Origin of the sequence: Cupriavidus sp. P-10 (assembly GCF_003402535.2) — a bacterium.
In the GTDB taxonomy this organism is placed as follows: Bacteria; Pseudomonadota; Gammaproteobacteria; order Burkholderiales; family Burkholderiaceae; genus Cupriavidus.
Map to the genome: position 1 here is coordinate 1,857,319 of NZ_AP025170.1, position 14,061 is coordinate 1,871,379.

Sequence of the window (14,061 nt, forward strand, 5' to 3'; positions counted from 1 at the left end):
CCTCTCCCGCAAGCGGGAGAGGGGAGAAAACAAGCGCTACGCTTTGCTTCCCCGCATTCAATTCGCAAGCTGTACAAAGGCCCCCGGCCTAACCAGGACTAAAGACTCCCATGGCCCACGTACCCCAGATCAAGATCCCCGCCACCTACATCCGTGGCGGCACCAGCAAGGGCGTGTTCTTCCGCCTGCAAGACCTGCCCGAGCGCGCGCAGGTCCCCGGCCCGGCCCGCGACGCGCTGCTGATGCGCGTGATCGGCAGCCCCGACCCGTACGGCAAGCAGATCGACGGCATGGGCGGTGCCACCTCCAGCACCAGCAAGACCGTGATCGTGTCGAAGAGCACGCGCCCGGACCACGATGTCGACTACCTGTTCGGCCAGGTCTCGATCGACCAGTCGTTCGTGGACTGGAGCGGCAACTGCGGCAACCTGTCGGCCGCGGTCGGCCCGTTCGCCATCAGCGCCGGCCTGGTCGACCCCAGCCGCGTGCCGCAGAACGGCATCGCTATCGTCCGCATCTGGCAGGCCAATATCGGCAAGACCATCATCGGCCACGTGCCCATCACCAACGGCGAAGTCCAGGAAACCGGTGACTTCGAGCTGGACGGCGTGACCTTCCCCGCCGCCGAAGTGCAGCTCGAATTCATGGACCCGGCCGCCGAGGAAGAAGGCGCCGGCGGCGCGATGTTCCCGACCGGCAACGTGGTCGACGACCTGGAAGTGCCGGGCGTCGGCACGCTCAAGGCGACCATGATCAACGCCGGCATCCCGACCATCTTCGTCAATGCCGAAAGCATCGGCTATACCGGCACCGAGCTGCAGGACGCCATCAACAGCGACACCAAGGCGCTGGCGATGTTCGAGACCATCCGCGCCTATGGCGCGCTGCGCATGGGCCTGATCAAGGATGTGGACGAGGCCGCCAAGCGCCAGCACACGCCCAAGGTTGCCTTCGTGGCCAAGCCGGTGGACTACGTTGCATCGAGCGGCAAGAAGGTGGCCGCTGCCGACGTGGACCTGCTGGTGCGCGCGCTCTCCATGGGCAAGCTGCACCACGCGATGATGGGCACGGCTGCCGTTGCCATCGGCACCGCGGCGGCCATCCCCGGCACGCTGGTCAATCTGGCCGCCGGCGGCGGCGAACGCAACGCGGTGCGTTTCGGGCACCCGTCCGGCACGCTGCGCGTGGGCGCCGAGGCGCAGCAGGTCGATGGCGAATGGGCGGTCAGGAAGGCCATCATGAGCCGCAGCGCGCGCGTACTGATGGAAGGCTGGGTACGCGTGCCGGGCGACGCGTTCTGATGCCAGCGTCGTTCCATGGGCACGGCTTGAAACCGTGCCCATGGGCGACCGCTCCGGAATGTATGCGCTTTAGGTTAACGCGCCGGCAACTTCATGCCGAATCGGCATAACCCGCCGAGAATCTCCTCACGTATAGTCACTGCCGCTACCCGCCTGCCGCCCCAGCGCGCGCGGCGGCAAGCCGTTGAAGGAAGACGGACCGCACCGCACCACCCACAAGGTCTGCCGTGCCGTTCCAGTCGTTCCTGTACGTGCCTACACGTCCGTATAACACCGAGGAGAACCATGAAGAACTTTGCCCGCGCCACTACGCTGGCCGCTGCCCTGCTTTCCGCCAGCCTGATCACCGCGGCTGCCCACGCACAGACGGCAACGGTCGCGCCGCCTGCCGCAGCGCCCACGGCGCCTGCCGCGGCCCAGGCGGAAGCCCGCAAGGCCAATATCGTCATCATCGGTACCGGCGGCACCATTGCCGGCGCTGGCGCATCGGCCATCAATACCGCGGCCTACCAGTCCGCCGTGGTGCCGGTCGACAAGATCATCGCCTCGGTCCCGGAAGTTTCCAAGGTCGCCAACGTCAAGGGCGAGCAGATCTTCCAGATCGGCTCGGAAAGCTTCAACAACGAACGCCTGCTGAAGCTGGCCAAGCGCGTGTCGGAACTGCTCAAGCAGCCGGACGTCGACGGCATCGTCATCACTCACGGCACCGACACCATCGAGGAAACCTCGTACTTTCTCAACCTGACGCTGAAGAGCGACAAGCCGGTGGTGGTGGTCGGCTCGATGCGCCCGGGTACGGCGCTGGGCGCGGACGGCGCGCTGAACCTGTATGACGCGGTACTGGTGGCCTCCAATCCGGCATCGAAGGGCAAGGGCACGCTGGTGGTGCTGAACGACGAGATCCACACCGGCCGCGACGTCACCAAGAGCAATACCTTCAAGGCCGAGACCTTCCGCTCGCAGTTCGGTCCGCTGGGCTACGTGGTGGAAGGCCGCTCGCTGTTCTACCGCCTGCCGGCGCGCCCGCACACGCTGCAGACCGAGTGGGATATCGACAAGATCGACAAGCTGCCTGAAGTGGCCGTGGTCTACGCCTATGGCAACGTCAACCCGGCCAGCATCGACGCCGCGGTGAAGAACGGCGCCAAGGCCATCGTCTATGCGGCCACCGGCAACGGCAGTGTCGGCGACTACATGGTCGAGCCGCTCAAGGCAGCGCGCGCCAAGGGTGTTCAGATCGTGCGTGCCTCGCGCACCGGCAGCGGCGTGGTGATCCGCAATGCGGAGCAGCCGGACGACAAGTACGACTGGATCGTCACCGACGACCAGCTGCCGCAGAAGGCGCGCATCCTGATGGCGCTGGCGCTGACCAAGACCAACGACCCGAAGGCGCTGCAGCAGATCTTCTGGAAATATTGATGGTGGCATGGGCGCGTCACTGCTAGACGCGCCCGCCCTCCCCGGCCCCTCCCCCGGCCCCTCTCCCGCTCGCGGCAGTGGGGTGCAAACCGGCGGTTGTCACGACTGACGACGGCCGCCCGGCCTGCTCTGCATCTCTCCCGGCTTCCTCCCGCTCCAGCCATTGCCGCGGCGATTCGCCCAGCCGCGCGCTGAATGCGCGTGACAGTGCCGACGCATTGGCATATCCCAGTTCCAGCGCCACGGACTTCACCGGCCGCCCAAGCCTGAGCTGCGCCTGCGCCAGCGACAGCCGCCAGTCGGTCAGGTAATCAGCCGGAGGCTGGCCCACGATGCGCCGGAATGCGGCGGCAAACGCACTGCGCGACATGCCCGCACGCTCGGCCATGCGCGGCAGGTCCCACGCCGCGCCCGGGTCCTCGTGCAGCGCCACCAGCACGCGCGCCAGGCGCGGGTCCGACAGCCCGGCGATCAGGCCGGCCTGGATGCCGGCCTCCTGGTGATGGTCGATGAGCCAGCGCAACAACTGGATCAGCACGACCTCGAACAGCCGGTCGGCCAGCAAGCGGTGGCCGCAGCGCACCTGCCCAGCCTCGGCGAACAACAGCGCCAGGGCCTGTTCCAGCCCCGCCACGCGCGCCAGCGGCAAGGCGATCAGCGGCGGCAGCGCGCGCACCACCGGATTGCGCGCGCCGCCGTCGAAATCCAGCGCCGCGCAGGTGAAATCCGATCCCTCGTCGGGTGGATTGTGGAACATGTGGTGGATCGGGCGCGGATAGAACAGCAGCGTGGGTTCCTCGAAGCGCAGCGTCCCCGGCAGTCCGGCGCCGGGTGGATGCCGCAGTTCCAGTTCTCCCCGCCGCAGCACATGCAGGAAGCCGCGGCCAGGCTGCGCGGCGAACTGCGTCAGCCCGCACAGCGGACCCTGGTGAAACAGGTGGGCGCGGGCGCGGAAGCGTTCCAGCAGCGCGGACAGGCGGTCGACCGGTGCATTCATGGCAAGCGTGGACGAATTGATATGTATGGAGGACGTTGCGTATCTCATAGTACGCGACGGCCGACCATAATGGGTTTCAAGGCGATCGCAACGCCTGTTCTCTTAAACCCGTACCAAGGAGTCCATCATGTCCCGCGTTCCTCTCGTCACCGCCGCCACCGCCTCGGGCGACGCCAAGACGCTCCTGAGCGAAATCCACGGTGCCTTTGGCGCCACTCCCAGCATGTTCCGCGCCGTTGCCAACTCCCCCGCTGCCCTGCGCAGCATGTGGGGCGCGTTTGGCGCGCTCGGCGGTGGCGTATTGGGGGCGGCCCTCGGCGAAAAGATCGCCGTCGCAGTGGCCGACCGCAACCAGTGCGAGTACTGCCTGGCAGCCCACACCGCGCTCGGCCGCAAGGCCGGCGCGACCGCCCAGGAAATGTCCGAAGCGCAGGCCGGGCGCGCGCAGGACCCGCAGACCGCCGCCGCGCTGTCGTTCGCGCTCAAGCTGGTCAACGACCGCGGCCAGGTCAGCGATGCCGATGTGGCGCAATTGCGCGAAGCCGGTTTCAACGATGAACAGATCGTCGAGATCGTGGCGCACGTGGCGCTGAACCTGTTCACCAATTACGTGAACGTCGCGTTCGCGGTGCCGGTCGATTTCCCGAAGATCAGCCTGCGCGCCGCTGCCTGAGCGGCTTCAGCCTTCGCGGCCTGACACGTCCAACGTTGGGCCGCGCGAAACGCCCGTCATCAACCGGGCTTCGATAAAGATCCGGCTGACCTGCGTTTTCGTTGAATGCGGATCGCGCCAGTGTACTGGCGCGCAAGGGTGTGGAGAAATGCTGATGGCGGTTAATTGCGTTTTAAAGACGGAGCCAGCGCCCCTGCGCTGGTAGCGTCGGCCATGCGCAGCATGGCCCATATCGAGCACGTCGCGTGGCAGCGAGGACCGGGCGGTCACCGCTGCCACGCGGGCCGCAAATGCATCGGCCATGAATTCACCTACACGGGGACAGGCCCCTATTCCCATGCCAGGGCACGAATGCTATCGTGCAGCGGCTTGCCGGTACCAAGGCACCCCACAGCCCCCCACAGCACCCCGCATGCCGGCAAGGCGTCTACAGGATTGCGTACCACCGATATGTCGAGACAGATTCCCCCACTCAACCCGCTCAGGGCGTTCGAAGTGGCTGCCCGGCATCTGAGCTTCACGCGGGCCGCGGAGGAATTGTTCGTCACGCCCTCGGCGGTCAGCCACCAGATCAAGGCACTGGAAGAAAGCCTGGGCGTGCAGCTGTTTATCCGCGAGGCAAAGGCCCTGGTCCTGACACCGGCCGGCACCGCCTACCTGCCCAGCGTGCAATTGGCCTTCAAGCAGCTCGCCGATGCCACGCACCGCCTGCACAGCAAGGACCGCCCCGCGCTGAAGGTCAACATGCCGCCCACCTTCGCGGTCAAATGGCTGATCCCGCGCATGGACCGCTTCATGAAGGCGCACCCGGATATCGACCTGAAAGTGTCCACCTCGAACCATCGCATCGACTTCGAGCGCGACGATTTCGACATGGCGATCCGCTATGGCCGCGGCGATTACCCCGGCCTGCACTGCGAGCTGTGCATGGCGGTCGAAGTCATCCCCGTGTGCAGCCCGGCGCTGCTGCAAGGTTCCCTGCCGCTCGAAACGCCGTCCGACCTGAAGCACCATACGCTGCTGCACGACGACAGCACGTATACGGACGTGAGCAACCCCGACTGGGCAATGTGGCTTGAGCACGCCGGCGTGACCGATGTCGACGCCAGCCGCGGGCCGTCGTTCTGGCCGAGCCACCTGGTCATCAACGCCGCGCTCAATGGCCTGGGCGTGGCGCTGGTCAAGAAGAACTGGATCGAGCAGGACCTGGCCGAAGGCCGGCTGGTGCGACTGTTCGAATCGATCCGGCTGCCGGTCGAATTCTCTTACTTCGTGGTGTTCCCGAAGGAGCGGCTGGAGGATCGCCGCATCCGCAGCTTCACTGACTGGATCCGCGCGGAGGTGTCGGCGGACCAGCAGCAGCCGGCCCCCGTCTGAGCGCAGCTTGCGGGGCGCGTCCCGCGAGCTGCCGTGCCTGCCGCACCGGACAGGCAAAATAGCGCGGCTTCAGGCCGCGGCAGGCATCGATGCCGTCTTCTTCTGCACGCGTGCGCGCAAGCGCCCGACATCGACAACGAAGCGGCGATGCGTGCCGCTGCAAACCCGCTCCACCGCATCGTCGGCAGTCACGCTGAACGTGACACTGCGGCCATCGATGACCGTGATCTCGGCGTAGATACGCACCTCGCCGCCCAGCGGCGTGGCACCAGTGTGTTGCACCGAGACCTCCGCCCCCACCGAGCTTTCGCCGTCATCGAGAAAGCCTTGCAGGAAGTCGAGGCAAGTCTGCTCGATATCGCGTACCAGCTCTGGCGTGGCGTAGATGCGCAGGCTCTCGCCAAGAAAATCGATGGTGCGCTGGCGGTCGACCGTCAGCGTGCGCGCGCAAGTAGCGCCCGGTTGCAATCCGTTTTTCATCAGGGGTTCCTTTCTGGTCTGGGGACGAGGCCGCCCGGCCCGCCACGGCGCGAGCCGGGCGGGTGGCAGATCCTTGCAATGCGCTGCTACAGGCGATAGAAGCGCGCGGCGTTGTCATGCCACAGCGCGCGCTGCTGTTCGGGCGAATAGACGGCGATGGCGGCGCGGAAGCCTGCCACGATGGTGTCGTAGCTCGCCACCAGGCTGTCCACCGGGTAGTTGCTGGCGAACATGCAGCGCTCCGCGCCGAAGATGGCGATGGCGTCGCGGATCACGGGCATGTTGCCGGCCTGCGTCCACGGCTTCCCCGGCAATCCCAGGCCAGAGATCTTCACGGCAACATTGGGTTGCCCGGCCAGCTCGGCCATCGCGGCGCGCCACCCGGCAAGGCCAGCTTCGCTGCGGTCAGCCGGCAGCCCGGTATGGTTCAGGATCAGCTGCGTGCCCGGAAAATCCCGCGCCAGCGCAGCCGCCTGATCCAGGTTCCACCACGGCGCCTGCAGGTCGAAGGACATGCCATGCCGGGCCAGCAAGGCATAGCCTCGCCGCCAGCGCTCATCGTCCATCGAGCCCGGCACGCCGCGCCGCGCGTCCTCGCGCCGCGCCGCGTTGACTGGCTTGTTGCGGATGCCGCGCATCATGGCGAAGGCGGCATGGCCTGCCAGCACTTCCTCGACATCGCCGCGGTCAAGCTGGGCATGGCCGACGATCACCGTGGGCCGCCCCGTCCGCGCGGCGAGCTGCGTCAGCCAGGCGGTCTCGTCGACGGGATTGGCGCGCGCCCATTCGGCTTCCACGTGCACCGTCTTCACCGGCACGCAGCCGGCCGTGTCGCGGGCCAGATCCTCGGGAAGATAGTTCCTGCGCAGCGCCGCGTAATCGCCATAGCGGAAGTTCGGCACCGTCTCGTCCTGCAGCCACGGGTATGGGTTGCGCTGCAGGTCCCAGAAATGCTGGTGCGCGTCGATAAAGGGCTCGACGGGCGCCGCGCCCTCCGCGTTTGTATCGCGCATCGACCTACTCCTTGACACTGATGCGGCTGGCGAGCTGCTTGAACTGCGCCGACTCCTTCACCATGGCGGCCTGCAGCGTCACGTCGTCGGCATAGGTGTCGGTGCTGAAATGCAGCTTCTCCAGCGTCTGGCGCATCACCGGCTCCTGCACGGATTTCGCAATCGCTGTCTTCAGTACCGCGATCACCTCGGGCGGCGTGCCCTTCGGTGCCGAGATGCCGCGCCAGATCCCCATCGACAGGTCGATATTGCGCTCCTTCAGCGTCGGCACGTTCTCGAAGCCGCTGACCCGCTTGTCGGCCATCACCGCCAGCACCTTGAGCTTGCCCGCCGCGACATGCGTGAAGACCTCCGCCGTACTGACCGTGACCGCATCGATATGCCCGCCGAGCAGAGCGAGCGTGGCGGGAGCGCCGCCGGCATAGGGGATATGGTTGAACTTCGCACCGGTCTTGTCGGCCAGCGCTGCAGCGGCCATATGCCACGCGGAGCCCTGCCCTGCGTTACCCACTCGGATATTGGCGTCCGGCTTGCGCCCATCGGCGACAAACTGCTCGATCGTGCTCCACGGCGCATCAGCCCGTACCGCCACGGCGGCCGGGTCCGCGTTCAGGCGTGCGATGGGGATCAGGTCCTGGTAGGTGAACTTGGCCAGCCCAAGGTAATTCAGGAAGGTCAGCTCGCTGGACGACAGCACCAGCTTGTAACCGTCCGGCTTCGCGTGGACCACTTCACCCAGGCCTACCGCGCCGGTGGCGCCCGGCTTGTTGATCACCACGATCGGCTGCGGCAGGTGTTTGGCAGCCGCGGCGGACAGCGCGCGCGCCACCACGTCCGCCCCGCCGCCCGCCTGCCACGGCACAATCAGTTCGATGCGCCGGCTAGGGTATGTTTCCGCATTCGCCGTGGCCGTACCGCCCAGCAGCCCCAGCACCACGGCCGCCGGCATCGCCCAGCGCCGCATTAGCGAACGTGACATCGTCATGGTTGTCTCCTGTCTTTTATCGGTATAGATGATGATCGCGGTGCGCTCAGGCGGCACCGCGTTCCAGTTCCTGTGCGCGGGCCGGTGCGCCGAACGCCCCCTGCGCACGCAGCCGCGTGACCGTGGCCGCGTCCAGGCCGAACTCGCCCAGCACCTCATCGGTATGCTGGCCCAGCAACGGCGCCGGATAGCGCACCTGCTGCGGCGTTCCGCTCAGCTTGACCGGAAAGCCCAGCGCCTTGACCCGCCCTTCGACCGGGTGATCGATCTCCAGCACCATGTCCCGCGCCACCGCCTGTTCGCTGGCCAGCGCTTCGTCGTAGGTGAAGATCGGGGCCGCCGGCACACCGGCCGCGAGCAGCGCGTCCACCCACTCCGCCGCCGGCTTGCGCGCGAATTCTGCCTCAATTTCAGGGATCAGCGCAGCGCGGTTGCGGATGCGGGCGGCGTTGTCGGTAAAGCGCGGATCGGCCAGCAGGTCGGGCCGTTTGATCACCTCGCACAGCGCGGCCCACAGCTTGGGGTTGGCCGCGCCGATGACAAAGTGCCGGTCGGCGGCCCGCACCGCCTGGTACGGCGCGCTCATGCGGTTGGCGCTGCCGATCGGCACCGGCACGTCGCCGGTGCCCCAGAACTCGGCCGACTCCCATACCGACAGGCCCAGCGCCGTTTCGAACAGCGACGCATCCACGTATTGCCCCTGCCCGGTATGTTCGCGCCCCATCAGCGCGCTGAGGACGCCATACGCGGTGAACAGCCCGGCCCCCAGGTCGGCGATCGGCACGCTGGCCTTGACCGGCGGCGCGTCCGGATGCCCCATCACGCTCATCACGCCCGACATGGCTTGCGCGATCAGGTCCAGCCCCGGGCGCCGCGACCACGGCCCGGTCTGGCCGAAGCCGGAGATGCTGGCATAGACCAGGCGCGGGTTGATCTCGCGCAGCACCGCATAGTCGATCTTCAGGCGAGCCGCCACGCCCGGACGGTTGTTTTCCACCAGCACGTCGGCACCGCGCACCAGTTCATAGAAGGCTTCCAGTCCGGCCGGGTTCTTCAGGTCGATCTCGACACTGCGCTTGTTGCGGTTCAGCGCCAGGAAGCCGCCGCTGTCATCGCCCTTGAGCCGGAAGCCCATCGACTTGCGGGTCTGGTCGCCGGCACCCGGCGCTTCGACCTTGATGACGTCGGCGCCCATGTCGCCCAGCAGCATGCAACAGAACGGACCCGCCATGATCTGGCTGACGTCCAGGACCTTGATTTTGGATAACGGCAAATTCATGGATACCACCTGAGGTTAGGGCAGCCGACATGTGAGTGACGGCGCCGCGATGTTTGCAGAGAAGGTGCTTTCAACGGCCTACGAACTGCGGCCGGGTCTTGTCGATAAAGGCGCGGTGGCCGATGCGGAAATCCTCGGTGTCGAAGCAGGCATAGGACTCGGCATGCTCTTCCGGACGCAGCGGCGTGGGATCGAGCAGCCTGCGCACGAACTGCTTGTGCCAGCGCGCCACCAGCGGCGCGCCGGCGGCGATGCGCCGTGCCGCCGCGTAGGCTTCGTCCGGCACGGCCTCGTCCGCCACCACGCGATTGACCAGGCGCTTGTGCAGGGCCTCGTCAGCATCGAACACGCGGCCTTCCAGGACGATCTCCAGCGCGGTCGCCGGCCCCGCCAGCGCCACCAGTCCGCCCAGTTCGCCATACGACATCACCAGCCCGAGCCGGTTGACCGGCACGCCGAACCGGCTCGACTTGCCGCAGATGCGCAGGTCGCACATCGACGCGATCTCCAGCCCGCCGCCGACGCAGGCGCCCTGGATCAGCGCGATGGTGGGGTGCCGGCATTCGGCGATGGCGCGCATGGTGGTGTTGGTGATCTCGCCATACTGCTGCGCCTGCGCGGCATTGGCGCGCATGGTGTCGAACTCGGCGATGTCGGCGCCGGCGGCGAAGGCCTTGTCGCCGGCGCCGCGCAGCACCACGCAGCGCAGCGTGTCGTCGGCCGACAGGCCGTGGATGGCTTCGGTCAGGTCCTGCCACATGGACAGATCCATCGCATTGAGCTTGTCCGGGTTGTTCAGCGTGATGGTGGCGACCTGCGCGTCGCGCTCGATCAGGATCGGTTGTCTCATGGTTGTCATTGGTGTGGAGGAGGCCCGGCAGGTGCGGGCGGTGGTCCGGAATCCGGCTGATCTGCGCCAGTCTAGGGCCCGCGCCGCGCGCCGCAAAACGAGAAAATCTCAGCGCCGTTTCAAGAAAAACTAGGCGTACGTTGCTGTGAGTTTTTCTTGGGGTGCCTTCAAGTAAATCCACGTTGTGACCCGCGGGGCTTGTTCCTAGACTTCGTCACCAATGCAGCCGGCCCGCCCACCCCGCGGCATCCGGCACACCAAACACAGCATGGAGACAAGATGGCCCTCATCAACTACATCACCCAGATCCAGATCGACTTCGGCGCGATCGGGCTGCTCGCCCAGGAATGCGAACGCATCGGCATCACGCGCCCGCTGGTGGTCACCGACGCCGGCGTCAAGGCCGCCGGCATCGTGCAGCGCGTGCTGGAGCAGCTGCGCCCCGGCTGCGAAGCGGTGATCTACGACGGCACGCCGTCCAACCCGACCGAAGCCGCCATGCGCGATGCCATGCGCCTCTATGGCGAGTACCGTTGCGACGGCATCATTGCGGTGGGTGGCGGCTCGCCGATCGACCTCGCCAAGGGGGTTGCGGTCTGCGCCACCCACGACGGGCCGCTGCGCCAGTTCGCCGCGATCGAGGGCGGCGTGGCCCGCATCACGGCGGCCACGGCACCGGTGATCGCGATCCCGACTACCGCCGGCACCGGCAGCGAAGTCGGCCGCGGCGCCGTGCTGATCCTCGACGACGGCCGCAAGGTCGGCGTGCTGTCGCCCTACCTGGTGCCGCGCGTGGCAATCTGCGATCCGGAGCTGACGCTGGGCCTGCCGCCGATGCTGACGGCGGCCACCGGCATGGATGCCATCGCGCATTGCCTGGAAACCTTCATGGCCCCGGCCTTCAACCCGCCCGCCGACGGCATCGCGCTGGATGGCCTGCGCCGCGCCTGGCTGCATATCGAGCGCGCGCGCCGGGATCCGCAGGACCGTGCCGCGCGCCTGGCCATGATGAGCGCATCGATGCAGGGCGCGCTCGCTTTCCAGAAGGGGCTGGGCTGCGTGCACAGCCTGAGCCATGCGCTCGGCGGGCTGATGCCGACCCTGCACCACGGCACCCTGAACGCCGTGCTCCTGCCTGCGGTGATCCGCTTCAACGCCGACGCGCCGTCGATGCGCGCCGACGACAAGCTGGCCCGCATCGCGCAGGCCATGGGACTGTCCGATGCCGGCGCCGTCGGCCCGGCCATCACCGACATGAACCGGCGCCTGGGCCTGCCCTCGGGCCTGCGCGAGATGGGCGTCGATCCGGCCCTGTTCCCGCGCGTCATCGACTACGCGCTGGCCGACCACTGCCACAAGACCAACCCGCGCGAAGCCAGCGCGCAGGACTACCTGGCGATGCTGCAGGCCTCCCTGTAAGGCCAACGCTTTCCCTACAGCAACAACAACATCAGGAGACAACGCATGCAACGTCGCACATTCCTGTCCGCGGGCGCGGCCGCATTGGCCACGCCGCTGGCAGCCTGGTCCCAGGCACTGCCGGCCGGCCCAATCCGCATCATCGTGGGGTTCCCCCCAGGCGGCGGTACCGATGTGATGGCGCGCGTGATCGCGCAGCAGCTCTCGGCGCTATGGCGGGTGCCGGTCATCATCGAGAACCGGCCTGGCGCCGCCGGCGTGGTCGCCGCCGAGTACACCGCGCGCCAGGCGCCGGACGGCACCACGCTGCTGATGACCAATATCAGCAACCATGCCATCGCCCCCAGCCTGTACCCGAAGCTGGGCTACTCGGTGGAAAAGGACTTCACGCCGGTCATGCTGGTCGGCGTCACGCCCAATCTGCTGATCTGCCATACCGGCGGGCGCGCGCGCTCGGTGGCCGACGTGGTCGCGCTGTGCCGCAGCCAGCCGGGCAAGGTCACCTTCGGCTCGTCCGGCGCCGGCGCGGCGCAGCACCTTGCGCTGGAGATGTTCAAGCTGCGTGCCGGCGTGGATGCGCTGCACGTGCCGTATCGCGGCTCGGCGCCGATGCTGACCGACCTGATCGGCGGCCAGATCGACTTCAGCTTCGAGACCATGACCTCCGCCACGCCGCAGATCCAGGGCGGCAAGGTGGTGGCGATCGCGCAAACGCGCCCGCGCCGCGCGGCCAGCTATCCCAACGTGCCGACGCTGGCCGAATCGGGCTTTCCCGGCTTCGATGCCGGCACCTGGTACGGGCTGGTCGGCCCCGCCGGGCTACCCACGCCCATGGTCCAGCGCATGAACGCGGACATGAACAAGGTGCTGGCGATGCCCGACGTGGCGGGCAAGCTAGCCGGCTTCGGTGCCGAGGACGGCGGCGGCACCGCGGCGCGCTTCGCGCAGTTCATCGCCACGGAGCGCGCCAAGTGGGCGCGCGTGGTCAAGGACGCCAACGTCAAGGTGTGACATGACACGACGCATCCCGGTTGAGGAAACCCTGCCGCGTGACGCGGACCGCGCCTTGCTGGTGGGACGCGCGTGGCTGCCCGGCCCGCACGGCGGCCCCGTGACGGTAGTCGTACGCGGCGCGGAGCTGTTCGATATCACGGCCACCGCGCCCACCATTGCCGGCCTGCTCGCACTCCCTGACTGCGCCGAACGCGTGCGGCAGGCCGTCGGGCCTTCGCTGGGGCCGCTGCAGGACTGGCTCGACGCGACCTGTGCGCACGGGCCGGACCCGGAGCATCGCCACCTGCTGGCGCCGAACGACCTGCAGGTGGTCAAGGCCGCCGGCGTGACCTTTGCCGCCAGCCTGGTCGAGCGCGTGATCGAGGAGCGGGCGCGCGGCGACGCGGCCAGCGCCGCCGCGGTGCGCGACAGCGTCAGCGCCATCGTCGGGACGGGCTTTGCCTCCATCCGCCCGGGCTCGCCCGAAGCCATGCGCATCAAGGATGTGCTGGTCGCGCAGGGGTTGTGGTCGCAATACCTGGAAGTCGGCATCGGACCGGACGCGGAGATCTTCACCAAGGCCGCGCCGCTATCGTCGGTCGGCACCGGCGTGGATGTCGGCCTGCATCCGGCATCGACCTGGAACAACCCCGAGCCGGAGGTGGTGCTGGCAGTATCGCCGCGCGGCGAGATCGTCGGCGCGGCGCTGGGCAACGATGTCAATTTGCGCGACTTCGAAGGGCGCAGCGCGCTGTTGCTGGGCAAGGCCAAGGACAACAACGCGTCCTGCGGCATCGGCCCGTGGATCCGGCTGTGCGATGCGCATTTCGGCATCGACGAGATCGCGCGTACCGAGATCGGCCTGACCATCGAGGGCGAGGATGGCTTCGTGCTGCATGGCGCCAGCGCGATGACGCAGATCAGCCGTTCGCCGCAGGAACTGGTGGCGCATGCAATGGGCGCGCACCACCAGTACCCCGACGGCATGATGCTGTTCTGCGGCACGCTGTTCGCGCCGGTGCAGGATCGCGACGCGCCTGGCGCCGGCTTTACCCATCATCCAGGCGACCGCGTCAGCATTTCGGCGGCGCGCCTCGGCGGGCTGGTGAACTGGGTCGGCACCAGCAGCGCGTTGCCGCCGTGGACCTTCGGCATCGGCGCGCTGATGGACAGCCTGGCCCGGCGTGGCCTGCTGCATCCGCCGCCCTGACCACAGCCGCCCCTGATCCGCCCCTGCATGGGGCAACCAGAGCCCGGCGCACAACGACCGGGCCG

General features: G+C 67.7%; 14 protein-coding genes. 7 read left to right on the plus strand and 7 right to left on the minus strand.

Going from position 1 to position 14,061, the window contains the following annotated elements; genetic code table 11:
- Positions 1-110 precede the first annotated feature (110 nt).
- Positions 111-1,301, plus strand: a complete 1,191-nt coding sequence (gene prpF, locus CTP10_RS08525; protein ID WP_116320707.1) for a 2-methylaconitate cis-trans isomerase PrpF — start codon at positions 111-113, stop codon at positions 1,299-1,301.
- A gap of 285 nt (positions 1,302-1,586) precedes the next feature.
- Positions 1,587-2,720: an asparaginase gene (locus tag CTP10_RS08530; protein WP_116320706.1), complete on the plus strand. Its 1,134-nt coding sequence runs from the start codon at positions 1,587-1,589 to the stop codon at positions 2,718-2,720.
- Between the two features lie 22 nt (positions 2,721-2,742).
- On the opposite strand, the gene CTP10_RS08535 is transcribed toward CTP10_RS08530, so the two are convergent.
- Entirely contained in the window at positions 2,743-3,717 is a 975-nt protein-coding gene (locus CTP10_RS08535; RefSeq protein ID WP_116320705.1) for an AraC family transcriptional regulator, read from the minus strand.
- A 127-nt stretch (positions 3,718-3,844) separates the two neighbouring features.
- On the opposite strand from CTP10_RS08535, the gene CTP10_RS08540 reads away from it, so the two are divergent.
- Positions 3,845-4,390 (plus strand): carboxymuconolactone decarboxylase family protein, encoded by a 546-nt coding sequence (locus CTP10_RS08540; protein WP_116320704.1) that lies wholly within the window; start codon positions 3,845-3,847, stop codon positions 4,388-4,390.
- A 6-nt stretch (positions 4,391-4,396) separates the two neighbouring features.
- On the opposite strand, the gene CTP10_RS08545 is transcribed toward CTP10_RS08540, so the two are convergent.
- On the minus strand, positions 4,397-4,693 hold the full coding sequence (locus CTP10_RS08545) for a hypothetical protein (RefSeq protein ID WP_147316218.1): 297 nt from the start codon (positions 4,691-4,693) through the stop codon (positions 4,397-4,399).
- A 147-nt stretch (positions 4,694-4,840) separates the two neighbouring features.
- Between CTP10_RS08545 and CTP10_RS08550 the strand changes: the two genes are divergently transcribed.
- On the plus strand, positions 4,841-5,767 hold the full coding sequence (locus CTP10_RS08550) for a transcriptional regulator GcvA (RefSeq protein WP_116320703.1): 927 nt from the start codon (positions 4,841-4,843) through the stop codon (positions 5,765-5,767).
- A 69-nt stretch (positions 5,768-5,836) separates the two neighbouring features.
- On the opposite strand, the gene CTP10_RS08555 is transcribed toward CTP10_RS08550, so the two are convergent.
- From CTP10_RS08555 to CTP10_RS08575, 5 genes are all read right to left on the minus strand, one after another.
- Positions 5,837-6,247, minus strand: coding sequence for a thioesterase family protein (locus CTP10_RS08555; protein ID WP_116320702.1), 411 nt, complete (start codon positions 6,245-6,247; stop codon positions 5,837-5,839).
- A gap of 86 nt (positions 6,248-6,333) precedes the next feature.
- The gene (locus CTP10_RS08560; protein WP_116320701.1) at positions 6,334-7,260 is read right to left on the minus strand and encodes an amidohydrolase family protein; all 927 of its coding nucleotides are present in this window, start codon (positions 7,258-7,260) and stop codon (positions 6,334-6,336) included.
- A 4-nt stretch (positions 7,261-7,264) separates the two neighbouring features.
- Positions 7,265-8,245: a Bug family tripartite tricarboxylate transporter substrate binding protein gene (locus CTP10_RS08565; RefSeq protein WP_233528188.1), complete on the minus strand. Its 981-nt coding sequence runs from the start codon at positions 8,243-8,245 to the stop codon at positions 7,265-7,267.
- A 46-nt stretch (positions 8,246-8,291) separates the two neighbouring features.
- Entirely contained in the window at positions 8,292-9,524 is a 1,233-nt protein-coding gene (locus tag CTP10_RS08570) for a CaiB/BaiF CoA transferase family protein (protein WP_116320700.1), read from the minus strand.
- Between the two features lie 70 nt (positions 9,525-9,594).
- Entirely contained in the window at positions 9,595-10,374 is a 780-nt protein-coding gene (locus tag CTP10_RS08575) for an enoyl-CoA hydratase-related protein (RefSeq protein WP_116320699.1), read from the minus strand.
- Positions 10,375-10,653: 279 nt separating this feature from the next.
- Between CTP10_RS08575 and CTP10_RS08580 the strand changes: the two genes are divergently transcribed.
- From CTP10_RS08580 to CTP10_RS08590, 3 genes are read left to right on the plus strand one after another with little or no spacing between them, the layout of a single operon-like run.
- Positions 10,654-11,793, plus strand: coding sequence for an iron-containing alcohol dehydrogenase (locus CTP10_RS08580; RefSeq protein WP_116320698.1), 1,140 nt, complete (start codon positions 10,654-10,656; stop codon positions 11,791-11,793).
- A 45-nt stretch (positions 11,794-11,838) separates the two neighbouring features.
- Positions 11,839-12,804 (plus strand): Bug family tripartite tricarboxylate transporter substrate binding protein, encoded by a 966-nt coding sequence (locus CTP10_RS08585; RefSeq protein ID WP_116320697.1) that lies wholly within the window; start codon positions 11,839-11,841, stop codon positions 12,802-12,804.
- Position 12,805: 1 nt separating this feature from the next.
- Complete coding sequence (locus CTP10_RS08590) at positions 12,806-13,996, plus strand: fumarylacetoacetate hydrolase family protein (protein WP_116320696.1); 1,191 nt, start codon at positions 12,806-12,808, stop codon at positions 13,994-13,996.
- Positions 13,997-14,061 lie beyond the last annotated feature (65 nt).

Excerpts from the sequence above, each read along its gene's own strand:
- prpF (WP_116320707.1), top strand. The coding sequence starts at position 111 with ATGGCCCACGTACCCCAGATCAAGATCCCCGCCACCTACATCCGTGGC.
- CTP10_RS08530 (WP_116320706.1), top strand. The coding sequence starts at position 1,587 with ATGAAGAACTTTGCCCGCGCCACTACGCTGGCCGCTGCCCTGCTTTCC.
- CTP10_RS08535 (WP_116320705.1), bottom strand. The coding sequence starts at position 3,717 with ATGAATGCACCGGTCGACCGCCTGTCCGCGCTGCTGGAACGCTTCCGC.
- CTP10_RS08540 (WP_116320704.1), top strand. The coding sequence starts at position 3,845 with ATGTCCCGCGTTCCTCTCGTCACCGCCGCCACCGCCTCGGGCGACGCC.
- CTP10_RS08545 (WP_147316218.1), bottom strand. The coding sequence starts at position 4,693 with ATGGCCGATGCATTTGCGGCCCGCGTGGCAGCGGTGACCGCCCGGTCC.
- CTP10_RS08550 (WP_116320703.1), top strand. The coding sequence starts at position 4,841 with ATGTCGAGACAGATTCCCCCACTCAACCCGCTCAGGGCGTTCGAAGTG.
- CTP10_RS08555 (WP_116320702.1), bottom strand. The coding sequence starts at position 6,247 with ATGAAAAACGGATTGCAACCGGGCGCTACTTGCGCGCGCACGCTGACG.
- CTP10_RS08560 (WP_116320701.1), bottom strand. The coding sequence starts at position 7,260 with ATGCGCGATACAAACGCGGAGGGCGCGGCGCCCGTCGAGCCCTTTATC.
- CTP10_RS08565 (WP_233528188.1), bottom strand. The coding sequence starts at position 8,245 with ATGACGATGTCACGTTCGCTAATGCGGCGCTGGGCGATGCCGGCGGCC.
- CTP10_RS08570 (WP_116320700.1), bottom strand. The coding sequence starts at position 9,524 with ATGAATTTGCCGTTATCCAAAATCAAGGTCCTGGACGTCAGCCAGATC.
- CTP10_RS08575 (WP_116320699.1), bottom strand. The coding sequence starts at position 10,374 with ATGAGACAACCGATCCTGATCGAGCGCGACGCGCAGGTCGCCACCATC.
- CTP10_RS08580 (WP_116320698.1), top strand. The coding sequence starts at position 10,654 with ATGGCCCTCATCAACTACATCACCCAGATCCAGATCGACTTCGGCGCG.
- CTP10_RS08585 (WP_116320697.1), top strand. The coding sequence starts at position 11,839 with ATGCAACGTCGCACATTCCTGTCCGCGGGCGCGGCCGCATTGGCCACG.
- CTP10_RS08590 (WP_116320696.1), top strand. The coding sequence starts at position 12,806 with ATGACACGACGCATCCCGGTTGAGGAAACCCTGCCGCGTGACGCGGAC.